The following is a 17,360-nucleotide window of genomic DNA, read 5'->3' as shown; positions in this document are numbered from 1 at the left end:
ACGCGGGTCGCCTTCCGCCGGGCGGATCAGTCTTCGTCCGGGAGGACGACGTTCAGCGCCCAGGAGACGATCGAGACGATCAGGCCGCCGAGGACGGCGGTCCAGAAGCCGGAGACGTGGAAGCTCAGGTCGAGCACTCCCGCCAGCCACGAGGTGAGCAGCAGCATCAGGGCGTTCACCACGAGGGTGATCAGGCCCAGCGTGAGGATGAAGAGCGGCAGGGTGAGCAGCTTCACGATCGGCTTGACCACGACGTTGACCAGGCCGAAGACCAGCGCGACGAGGATCAGGGTCAGGGCCTTGCGGCCGGTGCTGCCGCCGGTCAGCGTGATGTCCTGGACCAGCCAGATGGCCACGGCCAGCGCACCCGCGTTGGCGATCGTCTTGACTACGAAATTCTTCATGTGTCTGATCGTGGCAGACATGATCGGTGGCGGACACCGGCTGGGCAGAGGCAAGGGGCGGACGGTCCATGAAGGCATTCAGGCTGGACGAACTGGAGGCGGAACGGGCCGCCAACGACGGCGCGTACCTGCAGTTTCTTCGCGAGCGGAACATGTCGGTCGGGCTGTACGCGCTGGACGCCGGTGATCTCGACCCGCAGAAGCCGCACAGCCAGGACGAGGTCTACTTCGTGGTCAGTGGTCGCGCGTCGATCACCGTCGGCATGGAAACGACACAGGTGGGAAGAGGGAGTGTGGTGTACGTACCCGCAGGTACGGCCCACAAGTTCCACCACATCACCGAGGACCTGCGCGTGATGGTGGTCTTCTCGCCGCCCGAGGGATGAGTTCGCTGCCGGTGCGTCCCAGGGTTCCCTAAGGGATCGATCAGGGGAGGACAAGGGCTCTCCGGGGCCCGGCGGTCGTTTTTCGCCTCTAGCATCGAAGCAGGAACTCACAGAGACGAGGTAGGACGATGGCCGTGCGGGAGATATTCGCCGGGATGCCCTGGTGGGTGAAGTGGATCGCGGTGCCCGTGATCGCGATCGTCGTGTTCGGTGGTCTGATCGCCAGTGTGGTCGCGTTCGTGGTCGGCCTGCTCTTCAAGATCCTGATCTTCGTGATCCTGGTCGGCGGGCTCGTCTTCCTCGTACGGAAGTTCATGTCGTCGTCCTCCGGGAACGGCTGGTGACCGCACGCCCGATGGGGGATTAGCCCAGCTGAGCTAAGGGAAAGGCGAATCGGCACCCGGTCACAGGGCGGCCGATACAGTGACAGTCCTCTGCCACCACCTGGGAAAACACCGCAAGTCACCACCCCGACCAGTGGTTTGTGCGGGATCCGGCCTTCCGGACCCCCAGGTCCGCGGCAGACCTGTGGGGGCGGCCCCCACGGGCGGGCTGACCGCCCGTCACCACGCCTGGGGGTGACCGTTGACCACGGCATCGAGTACGGCTGTTCCGACGCTCATCGGGTCGGTGCAGCGGGCGCTGAGGCTGCTGGAGGCTGTGGGCACCCATCGCGACGGGGCCCCGGCCAAACAGCTCGCGAGGGAAGCGGGGCTTCCCCTTCCCACCGCCTATCACCTGCTGCGGACCCTGACCCATGAGGGATATCTGCGCCGGGAGAACGGCGTCTTCCGCTTCGGTACCGCCGCCGAACGGCTGATGGGCGACCGCGCCGCTCAGAGCCGCCGCAGCGCCATGGCCCGGTCGCTGGGCCGCTGGCGGGACATCGTCGGAGCACCGGTGTACTGCGCCATCTACCGCGAGGGCGAGATCGAGCTCCTGGCCGTGGCGGACACCCCCGAGCGTCCCGCGGTTGACGAGTGGGCGGCGTTCCGCGAGACCGGGCACGCGCACGCGATCGGTCAGTGCCTGCTGAGCCGGCTGGACGAGAAGGCCCGCGAGGACCACCTGGACCGACACCCGGTGCGCCCGCTGACTCGGTACTCGGTGCGCGACCGCGCGGCCTTCCTCACCCGGCTGAGGTCGCTGGAGCGCACGGAACCGGTCATCGAGCGCCAGGAGTACGCGCTCGGGACCGTCTGCGCGGCCATCCCGATCACGGCCGGATTCACCGCCGCCGCGATGGCTATTTCGGTACCCCTCCATGAGGAAGATCGGTTGCTGCCCGCAGTCGAACGGCTACGCGGTGAAGTGTCGAGCCTCTTGCGTTCGTTCGTGTTCTCTATCAGTATCTGAAAAATCACTCCTTGTGATCTGCTATCGCGTGCACCACGATGGCGTCAATAGGGCCATGGGGGATCATTCCTGGCCAGATTCATCTACTGCGGGGTTGAACGATGCGCGAGTCGGTTCAAGCTGAGGTCATGATGAGCTTCCTCGTCTCCGAGGAGCTCTCATTCCGTATCCCGGTGGAGCTCCGGTACGAAGTGTGCGATCCGTACGCGATCCGGATGACCTTCCATCTGCCCGGCGACGCCCCCGTCACCTGGGCCTTCGGCCGTGAGCTGCTGCTCGACGGCCTCAACAGCCCCAGTGGTGACGGCGATGTGCACATCGCGCCGACCGAGCCGGAGGGGCTGTGCGATGTCCACATCCGGCTGCAGGTGGGCGCCGACCGTGCGCTCTTCCGGGCAGGCACGGCACCTCTTGTTGCTTTCCTCGACCGTACGGACAAGCTGGTGCCCCTCGGGCAGGAGTGCACTCTGGGTGACTTCGACGGCAACTTGGAGGAGGCGCTGGGTCGGATTCTGGCCGAAGAGCAGAACGCGGGCTGAAGCGGCCCACGGCCCGGGAGCCGTCTTGGCGCTCGAACACGACACCTGCCGATCGGGTGAATCACGCTGTGTGTTCCGGTCACGACCTCGCCCGTCGTCGCCGGCCCCTGCCGCTCCGCACGGGTGCCGAAGCCCCGGCTTCCGCGCCGACCCCCGTGCGGTCCGCGGAGACGACCAGCGCCGCCAGCGCTGTCGTCACCGGCACGGAGGCGACCAGTCCGATCGAGCCGACGAGGGTGCGCACGATCTCCTCCGCCACCAGCTCGCTGTTGGCGACCGTTCCCACACTGCTCTGCGCGACCGTGAACAGCAGGAGGAGGGGCAGTGCGGCGCCCGCATAGGCGAGCACCAGGGTGTTGACGACGGAGGCGATGTGATCGCGGCCGATTCTGATCCCTGCGCGGTAGAGCTGCTTCGCACTCATGGTGGGGTTCGCCCGGCGCAGCTCCCAGACGGCCGAGGTCTGGGTGACCGTGACGTCGTCAAGCACTCCCAGGGAGCCGATGATGACGCCTGCCAGCAGCAGTCCGCTCATGTCGATGTGCGGATACAGGCCGTGGATGAGGCCGGTGCTGTCGTCGGTGTTCCCGCTCAGGCTCGCCCAGCCGATGAAGAGCGAGCCGAGCAGCCCGATCAGGAGCAGTGAGATCAGGGTGCCGATGACGGCGACGGAGGTGCGGGCGGTCGGTCCGTGGCAGATGTAGAGCGCGATCAGCATGATCGCTCCGGCCCCGACGACCGCCACCAGCAGCGGATTGGAGCCCTGAAGTATGGCCGGAAGGATGAACAGGGTCAGTACGGCGAACGACAGGGCGAGCGCCACCAGGGCCATGACCCCGCGCATCCTGCCCACGAGCACCACCGCGAGGGCGAAGATCCCGGCCAGCAGCATGAGGGGGAACTTCCGGTTCACGTCTGTCACGGAGTACTGGAGGTCGTGGGGCGCGTCGGGGGCGTACGCCACCACCACCCCTTGGCCCTCCCGCAGTTGCCTCGGTGCGTCCGGCTGGACGACCTCCACGAACCGGCGTCCCGCGTCGGGGCCGGTGGTGACCTCGACGGTGGCCTTCTCGCAGAGACCGCCGGAAACCGGGCGGCCCTCGGAGGGCTCGGTCTCGCCGCTGACGGGAAGCTGGGCTGCGTTCACGTCCTTGCAGTCGACCTTGACGACGCTCACCACCTTTCCCTGCTGGGTCTGCCGGTCGAAACCGACACCTGTCCGTTCGTGCGCCGGCGCTCCGTTCGGCCAGAGCGCCACGAGACCGATGAGTACGGCGGTCGCGAAGGGGATCAGCACGGCGGCGATCACCTTGCGCAGATGGGCGGAGACGGGTGCGGCCGGGCCATGGCTGTGCGTGTGCTGATGGCCCTGCGGTTCGGGATCGCGATGAGGGGGCGTCACCGGCCGATCATCGCAAGAAGGAAGGGGCCCTCTGTTCAGCCCGCCCGTCGGGGGGCTAGCGTGGTGGCACCTTTGCACACGCGGGAGCTCGGAGCACCGGGCTGAGAGGGCGCTGACCGCCGTACGACCGTACGGGAGACGCTGCGCCGACCGCCGAACCTGTTACCGGGTAATGCCGGCGTAGGGAGTAGGTCTCATGACCACATCGGACACACGCACGCCTGCCTCCAATCAGGGCGACGAGGCCGGGAAGTCCATCGGCTGGCACAAGGGATACGTCCAGGGGCCGCGCCCCGACATCCGGGTGCCGGTCCGGCAGGTGCACCTGACCAACGGCAAGAACGTGACGCTGTACGACACGTCCGGGCCGTACACCGACCCCGCGGCCCGGACCGACGTGCGGCGCGGCCTCGCGCCGCTCCGGGAGAACTGGATCATCGCCCGCAGCGACACCGAGGAGTACGCGGGGCGCCCCGCCCGCCCCGAGGACGACGGGCTCAAGCACACCTCTCCGCGGGGTGGGCTGCGCAATCTGGACGCGGTGTTCCCCGGCAGGCCGCGCCGGCCGCGGCGGAGTCGGGACGGCCGGCCCGTCACCCAGCTCGCGTACGCCCGGAGGGGCGAGATCACCCCGGAGATGGAGTACGTCGCGGTCCGCGAGAACGTGCCGGCCGAGGTGGTGCGCGAGGAGATCGCGGCCGGCCGGGCGGTGCTGCCCGCGAACGTCAACCACCCGGAGGCCGAGCCGATGATCATCGGAAAGCGGTTCCTGGTGAAGGTCAATGCCAACATCGGCAACTCCGCGGTGACGTCCTCCATCGAGGAGGAGGTGGACAAGATGACGTGGGCGACCCGGTGGGGTGCGGACACGGTCATGGACCTTTCCACCGGCCGCAACATCCACACCACCCGTGAGTGGGTTCTTCGCAATTCACCCGTACCGATCGGAACCGTCCCCCTCTACCAGGCCCTTGAGAAGGTCGACGGACGGGCGGAGGAACTGACCTGGGAGATCTACAAGGACACCGTCATCGAGCAGGCCGAGCAGGGCGTGGACTACATGACGGTGCACGCCGGGGTGCGCCTGCCGTACGTGCCGCTGACCGCCCGGCGCAAGACCGGCATCGTCTCCCGGGGCGGCTCGATCATGGCGGCGTGGTGCCTGGCGCACCACAAGGAGTCCTTCCTGTACGAGCACTTCGAGGAGCTCTGCGAGATCCTCGGCGCGTACGACGTGACGTACTCGCTGGGTGACGGGCTGCGTCCCGGGTCGATCGCGGACGCCAACGACGAGGCGCAGTTCGCCGAGTTGCGCACGCTCGGCGAACTGAACGCGGTCGCCAAGCGGTTCGGCGTGCAGACCATGATCGAGGGCCCGGGGCACGTCCCGATGCACAAGATCAAGGAGAACATCGACCTTCAGCAGGAGATCTGTGAAGAGGCGCCGTTCTACACGCTCGGCCCGCTGACCACCGACATCGCGCCGGCGTACGACCACATCACCTCGGGCATCGGCGCCGCGATGATCGCCTGGTGGGGGACGGCGATGCTCTGCTACGTGACGCCCAAGGAGCACCTGGGGCTGCCGAACCGGGACGATGTGAAGACCGGGGTCATCACGTACAAGATCGCGGCCCACGCCGCCGACCTGGCCAAGGGCCACCCGGGGGCACAGGAGTGGGACGACGCGCTGTCGGACGCCCGGTTCGAATTCCGCTGGGAGGACCAGTTCAACCTGGCGCTCGACCCGGAAACGGCGCGGGAGTTCCACGACGAGACCCTGCCGGCCGAGCCCGCGAAGACGGCGCACTTCTGCTCGATGTGCGGTCCGAAGTTCTGCTCGATGAAGATCAGCCACAGCATCACCGAGCAGTTCGGCGGCGCGGACGGCGCGGAGGCGACGGCCGAGGACATCGCCGCGGGGATGCTCGCCAAGTCGCGTGAATTCGCGGCGGGCGGGAACCGGGTCTATCTGCCGCTGGCCGACTGACCGGCACCGGACACCGGTCGCCCACGGCTCCGGCGCCTTCGCCGGGGCCGTGGGCGGTCAGTCCAGTTCGTGCTCGGGCCCGCCGAAGTCGGGGCTGGTGAAGTCCGGGCTGCTGTAAGTGGGGCGGGGCGCCGCCGACGGGCCCTCGTCCGGCCCTGCGAAGTCGGGCCTGCTGTAGCCGATCTTGGGGAGGCGGCCGGTCGGGCGGTGCGGGGCGGGGACCGCAGGACCGGCGGGCTCGGTGAGGGCGTCGCGCAGGAAGGGCACGATGCCCCGTTCCAGCAGCGCCTGGCGCCAAGCCTCCTTGGCGCGTGCCACGTCGTCGGGCAGTTGCTCTCGGGCTTCCCGGGCGGGCAGGGAGGTCGAGCCGTTGCGCAGAGCGGCGATGAGCAGGCCGATGGCGGCGACGAAGATGGCGGCGGCCGTGACGGCGGCGAAGAACCAGCCCGCGTCCACCATGGGGCCGGCGAACGCCGGTGGTGGATCCAGCATCTTCAGGAGGTAGCCGACCAGCAGGAATATGGCCGCCGCCGTTCCCGCCAGCATGGGCGCCAGAACGGTGACGACCGCACCTATGCCGGCGCCCGACTGGCCGAGGCCGTCCGGCGCTGTGACGGAAGCCGTCTCCCGGGCGGAGGCACGTGCTTCGTCACGGGCCTTCACGTACTGCTCGTACTCGGTGGCGGCCGTGGCGGTGATCAGGGCGACGGCCGCCAGCGCCATGGTGCGCAGCTGGGCGGCGTTGAGGCGTTCGCCGACGGCGGCCAGTTCCGGTCGTGCGTGTGCGTGACGCAGTGCGTCGTCGAGGAGCCGTTCGTACTCGGGCCGGTCCTCGGTCAGCAGGTGCGGAGCGCTGTTCATCTGCATCCCCCGATGCTCCGTCGGGCCTGTGTGCCCGCTGGATCCGGGCAGTTTGGGCGGAAACGGAGGAGAGCCTGCTACTGATAGGCCGATGGTAGAGCGCGCACAGCACGGGGTGACAGAGGGTTTCCGGAAATAGCCCCTGACTCGACGTGGTCAGCGCGGCAGGCACCTTCCCCGCTGAATATCAGTCACGCAGGGGGAGTTGGACGACCAGTAGCTTTCCGGCCATGGTCACCCCGCCGTCCATGGCGATGGCGAGCCCGTCCGCGTACACATGCGGCCCGTTGACCTGCGGCCCGGCGCCGTCCTCGCCGTCCTCGGAGCCGACCTCGCCGGTCAGATACGGGATGGGGCTGTGACCATGGACGACGCGGCGGCCGCCGTACGCCGCCATCAGCTCCTGGACGGCCTGGGCGCCCGAGTCGTCACGGAAGGCGAACCGCTTGGTGAGCTTGCGGAACAGGTCCCAGCACTCGTCGGCGTCGTTACGCGTGAGGATGGCGTGCACCGTGTCGTTCACGTCCTCGATGGTGGAGCCGTAGTCGAGGTACGCCGTCGTGTCCGAGTGCATCAGGAGGTGCCCGTCCTCCTCGACGACGGCGTCGAGCCGGGACATCCACTGCAGGTGGACGTCCTGGAGGCGCTCCATGTCGGTCTTCTGCCCGCCGTTGAGCAGCCAGGCCGCCTGGAAGGTGGCGGTTCCGGCGCCGGAGTTCACCGGGGTGTCCCCGAACCGCTTTGCGCCGATGAGCAGCAGTTCGTGGTTGCCCATCAGGGCCTTGCAGTAGCCGCCGGCGGCCGCGGCCTCGGCGGAGAGCCGCATGACGAGGTCGATGACGCCGATGCCGTCGGGGCCCCTGTCCGTGAAGTCGCCGAGGAACCAGAGGCGTGCGTTGCCCGCCGCCCAGTGGCCTTCGGAGTCGATCAGGCCCTGCTCCGCGAGGGCTGCGAGCAGTTCGTCCAGATAGCCGTGGACGTCACCGACCACGTAGAGGGGGCCGAGGCCCGGGTCGGCGGCGGGGCGCGGTTCGAGCACGGGCTGCACCTGGGCGGGTTTGTCGACGCTGATGACGGGAAGGTCGCGCGCGGTCGGGGTGTACCCCTCAGGCACCTCGCCCTCGGGGAACGCGTTTCCCGGGTGCGGGGACGCGGGCGGCGCCGGGGACTGCGCATAGGGCGGTACGCGGAAGTCGCGCAACGTCGCCGTCCGCACCACGGGTTCCTGACCGGCCCCCTGTGTCATCGACCCCTCCACACCACCGTCGCGCCGCCGTACACCTGACGGGCCCTGCTGGTCGGGTTGGTCCGCGGTGTCGTGCGCCCATCATAGGAATGCAGATCGTGCTCTGGGACGCACCAGGGGTGGTGAATCCTTCCGCATGCCAGGTTCGTCGGTCGATTGGTCCTAATTGAGATGATCAGTCCCCTGCCGGGGAACGCGGCGCACTGACTGTGGTGCGGGGCGGGCGGCGTTGCGAGGACGTCCGGACGATGAGCTCCGTCGGCACCACGCGTTCCACCGGACCGTCCTGGTCGATTCCCTCGATGGCGTCGATGAGCAGCTGGACGACTGCCGTGCCGATCCTCCGCGGCTTCAGCGAGAGCGTCGTGATGGGCGGCTCGGTCGTCGCGTACACCGTGGATTCGCTGCAGCAGACCAGGAGCAGGTCCTCGGGGACGCGCAGGCCGTAGCGGCGCGCGGCCGCGAGCAGGTCCGTGCCGTTGGGGTCGAAGAGCCCGTAGACGGCGTCGGGGCGGTCCGGACGGGCCAGCAGCCGGTCGGCGGCCACCGCCCCCGCGCACGGGTCGTGGGCGGGATAGGACTCGTAGACCGGGTCCTGGCCCACACGCTCGCACCAGTGCAGGTAGGCGGTGGTGGAGAGCCGGGTGTACGTGTCGGTGGTGGTGCCGGTGAGCAGTCCGATACGGCGGGCCCCGGCGGCGGCGAGATGGTCGAGGAGATCGAGCACGGCCGCCCGGTGGTCGTTGTCCACCCAGGCGGTCACGGGCAGCGACCCGGCGGGGCGGCCGTCGGAGACCACGGGAAGCCCCTGGCGGACCAGCTCGGAGACGACGGGGTCCTGGTCGGACGGGTCGATGACGACGGTGCCGTCGAGCGCCACGTTGGACCAGACGTCGTGCCGGGAGGTCGCCGGCAGGATGACCAAGGCGTAGCCGCGGGCGAGGGCCGCCGAGGTGGCCGCCCTCGCCATTTCCGCGAAGTACGCGAACTCGGTGAAGGTGAAAGGTTCATCCCCGTACGTCGTCACGGTCAGGCCGATGAGGCCGGACTTGCCGGTACGGAGCGTGCGGGCCGCTGCGGAAGGGCGATAGCCCAGGCGCTCTGCGACCTCGCGGACATGGCGGCGGGTGGCGTCCGGGAGCCTGCCCTTGCCGTTGAGCGCGTCGGAGACGGTCGTGATGGAGACGCCGGCGGCGGCGGCCACATCCCGGATTCCGGCACGTCCCTGCCTGCCGCCGCGCCGGGGGGTCTCCGTCCGGCTCACCTGGTGCTTCCCTGCTGCTGTCATGGCGAGCCGATAGTAGGGGCCGGGCGGGGAATCGGTCCGGTCGCATATGCACGCGTTGACAGGCACGTTTCTGCAAGGTCATCAGGCGGCAATCACCTTATGAAACAAGGCTGTTGGCGGGGTTGGCCGTCATGTGACATGCATCCGGCCGGATGGACCTGTCGAGGGGGCAAGGTCTCGAGGAGGTCTCAACTCACTATTTCGAGGGACGCGCGCCACGGAGTGAGCCACCAGCGCGCGCCACCTCCGGTCGCGCTCCCCCTCATTCCGGGGTTCACCGGACGAATCCGCTGTCCACCCGTTCGCAGCGGCACCCAATCCTCATAAGGTGAGCAGTATTGATGTGTACGGATGGTCGAGGAGGACCTGCGGTGAGCGAGACGAGCCCCAAGCTGCGCGCCGAACTGGACGGCGTTCCCGCCTATGTTCCGGGCAAACCGGCATCGGGGGACGGACCCGCTGCCTTCAAGCTGTCCTCCAACGAGAACCCGTATCCGCCGCTGCCGGGCGTGATGGAGAGCGCGCTCGCGGCCGCTGAGCACTTCAACCGCTACCCGGACATGGCCTGCACCGGTCTGATGAACGAGCTGGCCGACCGTTTCGGCGTGCCCGTGTCGCACCTGGCCACCGGCACCGGTTCGGTCGGCGTGGCCCAGCAGCTGCTCCAGGCCACCTCGGGGCCGGGCGACGAGGTGATCTACGCCTGGCGTTCCTTCGAGGCGTACCCGATCATCACGCAGGTCAGCGGTGCGACCTCGGTCAAGGTGCCGCTGACCGACGGGGATGTGCACGACCTGGACGCGATGGCGGACGCGATCACCGACCGGACGCGGCTGATCTTCGTCTGCAACCCGAACAACCCGACCGGCACCGTCGTGCGCCGGGCCGAGCTCGAACGATTCCTCGACCGGGTGCCGAGCGATGTGCTCGTGGTGCTGGACGAGGCGTACAAGGAGTTCATCCGCGACGTCGAGGTCCCCGACGGCCTCGAGATCTACCGGGACCGCCCCAACGTGGCGGTGCTGCGGACGTTCTCCAAGGCGTACGGGCTCGCGGGGCTGCGGGTCGGCTTCGCGGTGGCCCATGAGCCGGTGGCGGCCGCGCTGCGCAAGACGGCGGTGCCGTTCGGTGTGAGCCAGCTCGCCCAGGACGCGGCGGTGGCCTCGCTGCGTGCAGAGGACGAGCTGCTCGGCCGGGTCGGCTCGCTGGTGTGTGAGCGGGACCGGGTCTCCGAGGCCCTGGCGCGGCAGGGCTGGACGGTGCCCGAGTCCCAGGCGAACTTCGTCTGGCTGCGCCTCGGCGACCGCACCCTGGACTTCGCGGCGGCCTGCGAGAAGGCCGGCGTGGTGGTCCGGCCGTTCGCGGGTGAGGGCGTGCGCGTGACGATCGGCGAGGGCGAGGCGAACGACCTGTTCCTGAAGGTGACGGAGTCGTTCCGCCAGGAGCTGTAGCCGGAGCCGCCCCGCAACAGGGCCCCGCGTCTCGGGAGAGGTGCGGGGCCCTTTCGCGTGCCCGGAGCGGGAGCGGCGAGTGGCAGGGGACCCCGGGCGAAGGTGTCGAAAGGGAGTGCGCCATAATTGCTTGTGAATGTGAACGCGTTCACAAGCGTGTCCTGCTTCCTCCCGTGATCCGTTGGATTTCACGGACAAATCGCCGCTGCGGCGGCGGTGACGTAAGGAGAAGACGACGTGGAGCTAGCTCTGGCGCCGGAGACCCTGGCGCGATGGCAGTTCGGTACGACGACCGTCTACCACTTCCTCTTCGTTCCTCTGACGATCTCTCTCGCGGCGCTCACCGCCGGCCTGCAGACCGCCTGGGTGCGTACGAACAAGGAGAAGTACCTCAGAGCCACCAAGTTCTGGGGAAAGCTCTTCCTGATCAACATCGCCATGGGTGTCGTCACCGGCATCGTCCAGGAGTTCCAGTTCGGCATGAACTGGTCCGACTACTCGCGCTTCGTCGGTGACGTCTTCGGGGCTCCGCTCGCGTTCGAGGCCCTGATCGCGTTCTTCTTCGAGTCCACCTTCATCGGCCTGTGGATCTTCGGCTGGGACAAGCTCCCGAAGAAGATCCACCTCGCCTGCATCTGGATGGTGTCCCTCGGCACCATCCTCTCCGCCTACTTCATCCTGGCGGCCAACTCCTGGATGCAGCACCCGGTCGGCTACCGCATCAACAAGGAACGCGGACGCGCCGAGCTCACCGATTTCTGGCACGTGCTCACGCAGAACACCGCGCTGACCCAGTTCTTCCACACCATCACGGCCGCCTTCCTGGTCGGTGGTGCGTTCATGGTCGGCATCGCGGCCTTCCACCTGGCCCGCAAGAAGCACATTCCGGTGATGCGGACCTCGCTGCGACTGGGCCTCATCACCGTGGTGATCGCCGGCCTCCTGACCGCCGTCAGCGGTGACCAGCTCGGCAAGGTGATGTTCAAGCAGCAGCCGATGAAGATGGCGGCGGCCGAGGCGCTGTGGGACGGGCAGAACGCCGCACCCTTCTCGATCTTCGCCTACGGAGACGTCAGCAAGGGCCACAACTCCGTCGAGATCTCCGTACCCGGGGTGCTGTCCTTCCTCGCCGACGACGACTTCCACTCGTATGTGCCCGGCATCAACGACATCAACAAGGCCGAGCAGGAGCGCTTTGGCCCCGGTGACTACCGGCCCAACATCCCGGTCGCCTTCTGGAGCTTCCGGTGGATGATCGGCTTCGGCATGGCCTCGTTCGGCCTCGGCATCCTCGGCCTGTGGCTCACCCGCAAGAAGTTCATGCTTCCCGAGGCGATGCGCACCGGTGAGGACGAGGTGCCACATCTGGTCCTCTTCAAGAACAAGGCCCTCAGTCCGCGCCTCACCCGGTGCTACTGGATCGTCGCCCTGTGGACCCTGCTCTTCCCGCTGATCGCCAACTCCTGGGGCTGGATCTTCACCGAGATGGGCCGGCAGCCCTGGGTGGTCTACGGCGTGCTCCGGACCCGTGACGCGGTCTCCCCCGGTGTCTCCCAGGGCGAGGTGCTGACCTCGCTCATCGTCTTCACGGTGCTGTACGCGGTGCTCGCCGTCATCGAGGTCCGGCTCCTCCTGAAGTACATCAAGGCCGGACCGCCGGAGCTCACGAAGGACGACCTCAACCCGCCCACCCGGATCGGCGGCGACCACGAAGACGCCGACCGGCCCATGGCCTTCTCCTACTGAGAGCGGGAGCCGAGATATGGAACTCCACGACGTCTGGTTCGTGCTCATCGCCGTCCTGTGGACCGGCTACTTCTTCCTGGAGGGCTTCGACTTCGGGATCGGCGTCCTCACCAAGCTGCTGGCCCGGGACCGCAAGGAACGGCGGGTGCTGATCAACACCATCGGCCCGGTCTGGGACGGCAACGAGGTCTGGCTGCTCAGCGCCGGAGGGGCCACCTTCGCCGCGTTCCCCGAGTGGTACGCCACGCTCTTCTCCGGTTTCTACCTGCCGCTGCTCGTCATCCTGCTCTGCCTGATCGTGCGTGGCGTCGCCTTCGAGTACCGGGCGAAGCGGCCCGAGGAGAAGTGGCAGACCAACTGGGAGCACGCGATCTTCTGGACCTCGCTGATCCCCGCCGTGCTGTGGGGGGTGGCCTTCGGGAACATCGTGCGCGGCGTGAAGATCGACGCGCACATGGAGTACACGGGCAGCGTCATGGACCTGCTGAACCCCTACGCGCTCCTCGGCGGTCTGGTCACCCTCACTCTCTTCACCTTCCACGGCGCGGTGTTCGCCGGGCTGAAGACGGCCGGTGACATCCGGGCCCGGGCGCGTGGGCTGGCACTGAAGCTGGGCGCCGCCACGGCTGTGCTCGCGCTCGCCTTCCTCGTCTGGACCCAGCTCGACAACGGGGACGGGCGGAGCCTGATCGCGATGGTCGTCGCCGCGGTGGCGCTGGTCGGTGCCATCGGGATGACCGCGGCCGGTCGCGAGGGGTGGTCCTTCGCGCTCTCCGGTGTGGCCATCGCGGCGACGGTCGCCATGTTGTTCCTGACGCTCTTCCCGAACGTCATGCCGTCCTCGCTGAACGACGCCTGGAGCCTCACGGTCACCAACGCCTCGTCCAGTCCGTACACGCTGAAGATCATGACCTGGTGCGCCGGTATCGCCACCCCCGTCGTACTGCTCTACCAGGGGTGGACGTACTGGGTGTTCCGCAAGCGGATCGGCACCCAGCACATCGCCGAAGCGCACTGACGCAGTGAGTTCCCCGACCGAGCCGAGCCGCAAGGGATGTTTCACGTGAAACCGATCGACCCGCGCCTGCTCCGCCACGCTCGCGCCACACGCCTGTTCATCGTGACTGTGGTGGCCCTCGGCCTGGCCGGGGCGGCGCTGGTCATCGCCCAGGCCATGCTCATTGCCGAGATCGTGGTGGGCGGCTTCGAGGACGGGCTCACGGCGGGCGGACTGCGCACCCCGCTCCTGCTGCTCGCGGCCGTCGCGCTCGGGCGGGCTCTGGTTGCCTGGCTCACCGAGCTGGCCGCGCACCGGGCCGGAGCGGCGGTCAAGTCCGAACTGCGCCGGCGGCTGCTCGACCGGGCTGCGGCGCTGGGACCGGACTGGCTGAGCGGGCAGCGCACCGGCTCGCTGGTGACGCTGGCCACGCGGGGGATCGATGCCCTGGACGATTACTTCGCGCGCTATCTGCCCCAGTTGGGGCTCGCGGTGGTCGTGCCGGCGGCCGTGCTGGCCAGGGTGGTCACCGAGGACTGGGTGTCGGCGGCGATCATTGTGGTCACCCTGCCGCTCATCCCGCTCTTCATGATCCTGATCGGCTGGGCGACTCAGTCGCGCATGGACCGCCAGTGGCGGCTGCTCTCCCGGCTCTCCGGTCACTTCCTCGACGTGGTGGCCGGTCTGCCGACGCTGAAGGTGTTCGGCCGGGCGAAGGCTCAGGCCGAATCCATCCGCAGGATCACCTCGCAGTACCGGCAGGCCACCCTGCGCACGCTCCGGATCGCGTTCCTGTCGTCCTTTGCCCTCGAACTCCTCGCCACCCTTTCGGTGGCCCTCGTCGCGGTCACCATCGGCATGCGACTCGTGCATGGTGAACTCGATCTCTACACCGGTCTGCTGGTCCTGATCCTCGCGCCGGAGGCATATCTGCCGATCCGGCAGGTGGGGGCCCAGTTCCATGCCGCCGCCGAGGGCCTTTCGGCGGCGGAGGAGGTCTTCGCGGTGCTGGAGACGGAGCCTCGCGCAAGCGGTGCGGGGGAGGTGCCCGGCTCGCTGCGGCTGGAGTTGGACCGGGTGACGGTACGCCATGCGGGGCGGTCCGAGCCCTCGCTCGCCGCTGCCCGGCTGACCGTCGCGGAGGGGGAGACGGTCGCCCTGGTCGGCCCGAGCGGTGCCGGCAAGTCCACCTTGCTGAACGTGGTGCTGGGCTTCACGGCCCCCGACGAAGGACGGGTACGGGTCGGTGGCACCGATCTGGCGGACATCTCCCTCGAACGCTGGCGGGAGCGCATCGCCTGGGTGCCGCAGCACCCCCACCTCTTCGCGGGCACCATCGCGGAGAACGTGAAGCTCGCCCGGCCCGCCGCCGACGACAGCGCGGTGACGGCGGCGCTGCGCGACGCGGGGGCCTACGAGTTCGTACGAGGTCTTCCGGACGGCGACCGCACCGTTCTCGGCGAGGACGGCGCCGGGCTCTCCGCGGGCCAGCGGCAGCGGATCGCGCTGGCCCGGGCCTTTCTCGCCGACCGGCCGGTGCTGCTGCTGGACGAGCCGACCGCGAGCCTGGACGGCGAGACGGAGGCGGGGATCGTCGAGGCCGTACGGAGGCTGGCCGCGGGCCGGACCGTGCTGCTGGTGGTGCACCGGCCGGCGCTGCTGTCGGTCGCGGACCGGGTGGTGACGCTGACGGGCCCGGCTGCCCTTGCGCAGGAGACTCGTGCCGCGTCGGCCGGCCCGACGAGCGTGCCGGGCTCCGCGAGCGCGCCCGGCGACATCCTGCCCGCCGAGCCGCCGTCCGCGGCCGAGGCGGCCGAGGAAACCACGGCAGCGCGCGGGCACGTGCTGACCCGGGTCCGGGAAGCCGCAGGCGCCCAACGTGCCCGGTTCGGGCTCGCCCTGCTGCTGGGAAGCCTTGCTCTGGGGTCCGCCGTTGGGCTCATGGCGGTCTCCGGCTGGCTGATCTCCCGGGCGTCCGAGCAGCCGCCCGTCCTCTATCTGATGGTGGCGGTGACGGCCACCCGCGCCTTCGGTATCGGACGGGCCGTCTTCCGCTACGCCGAGCGCCTCGTCTCGCACGACGCGGTCCTGCGGATGCTCGCCGAACTGCGCGTCGCCGTGTACCGCAGCCTGGAGCGCATCGCACCGGGCGGCCTGCGCCGTGCCCGGCGCGGGGATCTGCTCTCGCGGCTGGTCGCGGACGTGGACGCGCTCCAGGACTACTGGCTGCGGTGGCTGCTGCCCGTCGGCACGGCCGTCCTCGTGGGCGCCGCGACCGTCGGCTTCACCGGCTGGCTGCTCCCCCAGGCGGGCCTGGTCCTGGCCGTGGGGCTGCTGCTGGCGGGCGTCGGGGTCCCCCTCGTCAGCGGTGCCTGCGCCCGCCGCGCGGAACACCGGCTGGCCCCCGCCCGCGCCGAGCTGGCCACCGGGATCACCGATCTGCTGGGCGGGACGGCCGAGCTGACCGTGGCGGGCGCCCTGCCGGGGCGTGCCGCCCGCACGCGCGCGGCGGACGCCGTACTCACCCGGATCGCATCGCGTGCGGCGACCGCGACCGCGCTCGGGAGCGGTCTCACCGCTCTGGTCGCCGGCCTCACCGTGGTGGCCGCCGCCGCGGTCGCGCTTCCTGCGGTGGCGGACGGCAGGCTCGCCGGAGTGGAGCTCGCCGTGGTCGTCCTCACTCCGCTGGCCGCCTTCGAGGCCGTGACCGGGCTGCCGCTCGCCGCCCAGTGCCGGCAGCGGGTCAGGCGGAGCGCGGAGCGCGTGTACGAGGTGCTGGACGCCCCCGTGCCCGTACGGGAGCCCGAAGCGGCGGCCGAGACACCGGTGAGCCCGTTCCCGCTGGAGGTGCGCGGGCTGTCGGCCCGGTACGCGGACGACGCCCATGACGCGCTCGCCTCCGTCGACCTCACGCTGGACGCGGGCCGCCGCATCGCTGTCGTGGGGCCCTCCGGGTCCGGGAAGACCACGCTGGCCCAGGTGTTGCTGCGCTTCCTGGACGCACGGGCGGGCACCTACCGGATCGGCGGCGTGGACGCCTCGGCGCTGGACGGGGACACCGTGCGGAGGTTCGTCGGGCTGTGCGCCCAGGACGCCCACATCTTCGACAGCTCGCTGCGGGAGAACCTGCGGCTCGCACGCCCTGCCGCGACCGAGCCGGAGCTGCGGGACGCCCTGGCGCGGGCCCGCCTGCTCGACTGGGCGGACGGGCTGCCGGACGGGCTGGACACCCTGGTCGGGGAGCACGGCGCCCGCCTCTCCGGAGGGCAGCGCCAGCGGCTCGCCCTGGCCCGGGCCCTGCTCGCCGACTTCCCCGTCCTCGTGCTGGACGAGCCCGCCGAGCACCTGGACCTGCCCACGGCGGACGCCCTGACGGCGGACCTGCTGGCGGCCACCCTGGGGCGTACGACGGTCCTGATCACGCACCGGCTCGCCGGTCTCGACGCCGTGGACGAGGTGGTGGTCCTGGAGGCGGGGGCGATCGTGCAGCGGGGCCCGTACGACGTACTGGCCTCGGTCGACGGCCCGCTGCGCCGGATGTTGGCGCGGGAACAGGAGAGCACCGGGCAGCCGGGAGCGGCTGTGGGGCCCGCCTCTAGCTGCCCGGCCTTGGGCCTTCGCTTCCGGAAGGGGGTGCCGGCCCGCCTCCGAAGGGGGGCGGACCTCATTTCCGACTTTCCAGGGCAAATATGAC

14 protein-coding genes and 1 riboswitch are annotated in these 17,360 nt (G+C 69.5%); of the genes, 9 read left to right on the top strand and 5 right to left on the bottom strand.

Going from position 1 to position 17,360, the window contains the following annotated elements:
• Positions 1–26: 26 nt before the first annotated feature.
• On the bottom strand, positions 27–404 hold the full coding sequence (locus AB0L33_RS00740; RefSeq protein ID WP_365676925.1) for a phage holin family protein: 378 nt from the start codon (positions 402–404) through the stop codon (positions 27–29).
• Between the two features lie 68 nt (positions 405–472).
• Between AB0L33_RS00740 and AB0L33_RS00735 the strand changes: the two genes are divergently transcribed.
• From AB0L33_RS00735 to AB0L33_RS00720, 4 genes are all read left to right on the top strand, one after another.
• On the top strand, positions 473–790 hold the full coding sequence (locus AB0L33_RS00735) for a cupin domain-containing protein (RefSeq protein ID WP_073966684.1): 318 nt from the start codon (positions 473–475) through the stop codon (positions 788–790).
• Positions 791–918: 128 nt separating this feature from the next.
• Positions 919–1,134, top strand: coding sequence for a DUF5326 family protein (locus AB0L33_RS00730; RefSeq protein WP_365676924.1), 216 nt, complete (start codon positions 919–921; stop codon positions 1,132–1,134).
• A gap of 241 nt (positions 1,135–1,375) precedes the next feature.
• Positions 1,376–2,146, top strand: coding sequence for a helix-turn-helix domain-containing protein (locus AB0L33_RS00725; protein WP_365676923.1), 771 nt, complete (start codon positions 1,376–1,378; stop codon positions 2,144–2,146).
• Positions 2,147–2,247: 101 nt separating this feature from the next.
• The gene (locus tag AB0L33_RS00720) at positions 2,248–2,685 is read left to right on the top strand and encodes an SsgA family sporulation/cell division regulator (RefSeq protein ID WP_018101854.1); all 438 of its coding nucleotides are present in this window, start codon (positions 2,248–2,250) and stop codon (positions 2,683–2,685) included.
• Positions 2,686–2,764: 79 nt separating this feature from the next.
• On the opposite strand, the gene AB0L33_RS00715 is transcribed toward AB0L33_RS00720, so the two are convergent.
• On the bottom strand, positions 2,765–4,087 hold the full coding sequence (locus tag AB0L33_RS00715; protein ID WP_365676922.1) for a YibE/F family protein: 1,323 nt from the start codon (positions 4,085–4,087) through the stop codon (positions 2,765–2,767).
• A 70-nt stretch (positions 4,088–4,157) separates the two neighbouring features.
• Positions 4,158–4,291, top strand: a riboswitch (TPP riboswitch).
• On the opposite strand from AB0L33_RS00715, the gene thiC reads away from it, so the two are divergent.
• Complete coding sequence (gene thiC / locus AB0L33_RS00710; protein WP_365676921.1) at positions 4,284–6,077, top strand: phosphomethylpyrimidine synthase ThiC; 1,794 nt, start codon at positions 4,284–4,286, stop codon at positions 6,075–6,077. Its footprint overlaps the riboswitch before it by 8 nt.
• Before the next feature lie 57 nt (positions 6,078–6,134).
• Here the strand turns inward: thiC and AB0L33_RS00705 are convergent, their stop codons facing one another.
• The 3 genes from AB0L33_RS00705 to AB0L33_RS00695 form a co-directional block, all read right to left on the bottom strand.
• Entirely contained in the window at positions 6,135–6,944 is an 810-nt protein-coding gene (locus AB0L33_RS00705; RefSeq protein WP_365676920.1) for a hypothetical protein, read from the bottom strand.
• Between the two features lie 181 nt (positions 6,945–7,125).
• Entirely contained in the window at positions 7,126–8,184 is a 1,059-nt protein-coding gene (locus AB0L33_RS00700; RefSeq protein ID WP_365676919.1) for a metallophosphoesterase, read from the bottom strand.
• 175 nt (positions 8,185–8,359) lie between these two features.
• Positions 8,360–9,472, bottom strand: coding sequence for a LacI family DNA-binding transcriptional regulator (locus AB0L33_RS00695; protein ID WP_164399310.1), 1,113 nt, complete (start codon positions 9,470–9,472; stop codon positions 8,360–8,362).
• Positions 9,473–9,843: 371 nt separating this feature from the next.
• On the opposite strand from AB0L33_RS00695, the gene hisC reads away from it, so the two are divergent.
• From hisC to cydD, 4 genes are all read left to right on the top strand, one after another.
• Positions 9,844–10,923: a histidinol-phosphate transaminase gene (hisC, locus tag AB0L33_RS00690; RefSeq protein ID WP_365676918.1), complete on the top strand. Its 1,080-nt coding sequence runs from the start codon at positions 9,844–9,846 to the stop codon at positions 10,921–10,923.
• Between the two features lie 237 nt (positions 10,924–11,160).
• The gene (locus AB0L33_RS00685) at positions 11,161–12,669 is read left to right on the top strand and encodes a cytochrome ubiquinol oxidase subunit I (RefSeq protein ID WP_365676917.1); all 1,509 of its coding nucleotides are present in this window, start codon (positions 11,161–11,163) and stop codon (positions 12,667–12,669) included.
• 16 nt (positions 12,670–12,685) lie between these two features.
• Positions 12,686–13,687 carry a cytochrome d ubiquinol oxidase subunit II gene (gene cydB, locus AB0L33_RS00680; protein WP_365676916.1) on the top strand — a complete coding sequence of 334 codons (1,002 nt, stop codon included), beginning with the start codon at positions 12,686–12,688 and terminating at the stop codon, positions 13,685–13,687.
• A gap of 45 nt (positions 13,688–13,732) precedes the next feature.
• Complete coding sequence (gene cydD / locus AB0L33_RS00675; protein WP_365676915.1) at positions 13,733–17,359, top strand: thiol reductant ABC exporter subunit CydD; 3,627 nt, start codon at positions 13,733–13,735, stop codon at positions 17,357–17,359.
• The last annotated feature ends 1 nt before the right edge of the window (position 17,360 follow it).

The sequence above is a fragment of the Streptomyces sp. NPDC052299 genome (assembly GCF_040679335.1).
Taxonomy (GTDB): Bacteria; Actinomycetota; Actinomycetes; order Streptomycetales; family Streptomycetaceae; genus Streptomyces.
This window is presented reverse-complemented; position numbering and strand designations above follow the sequence as displayed.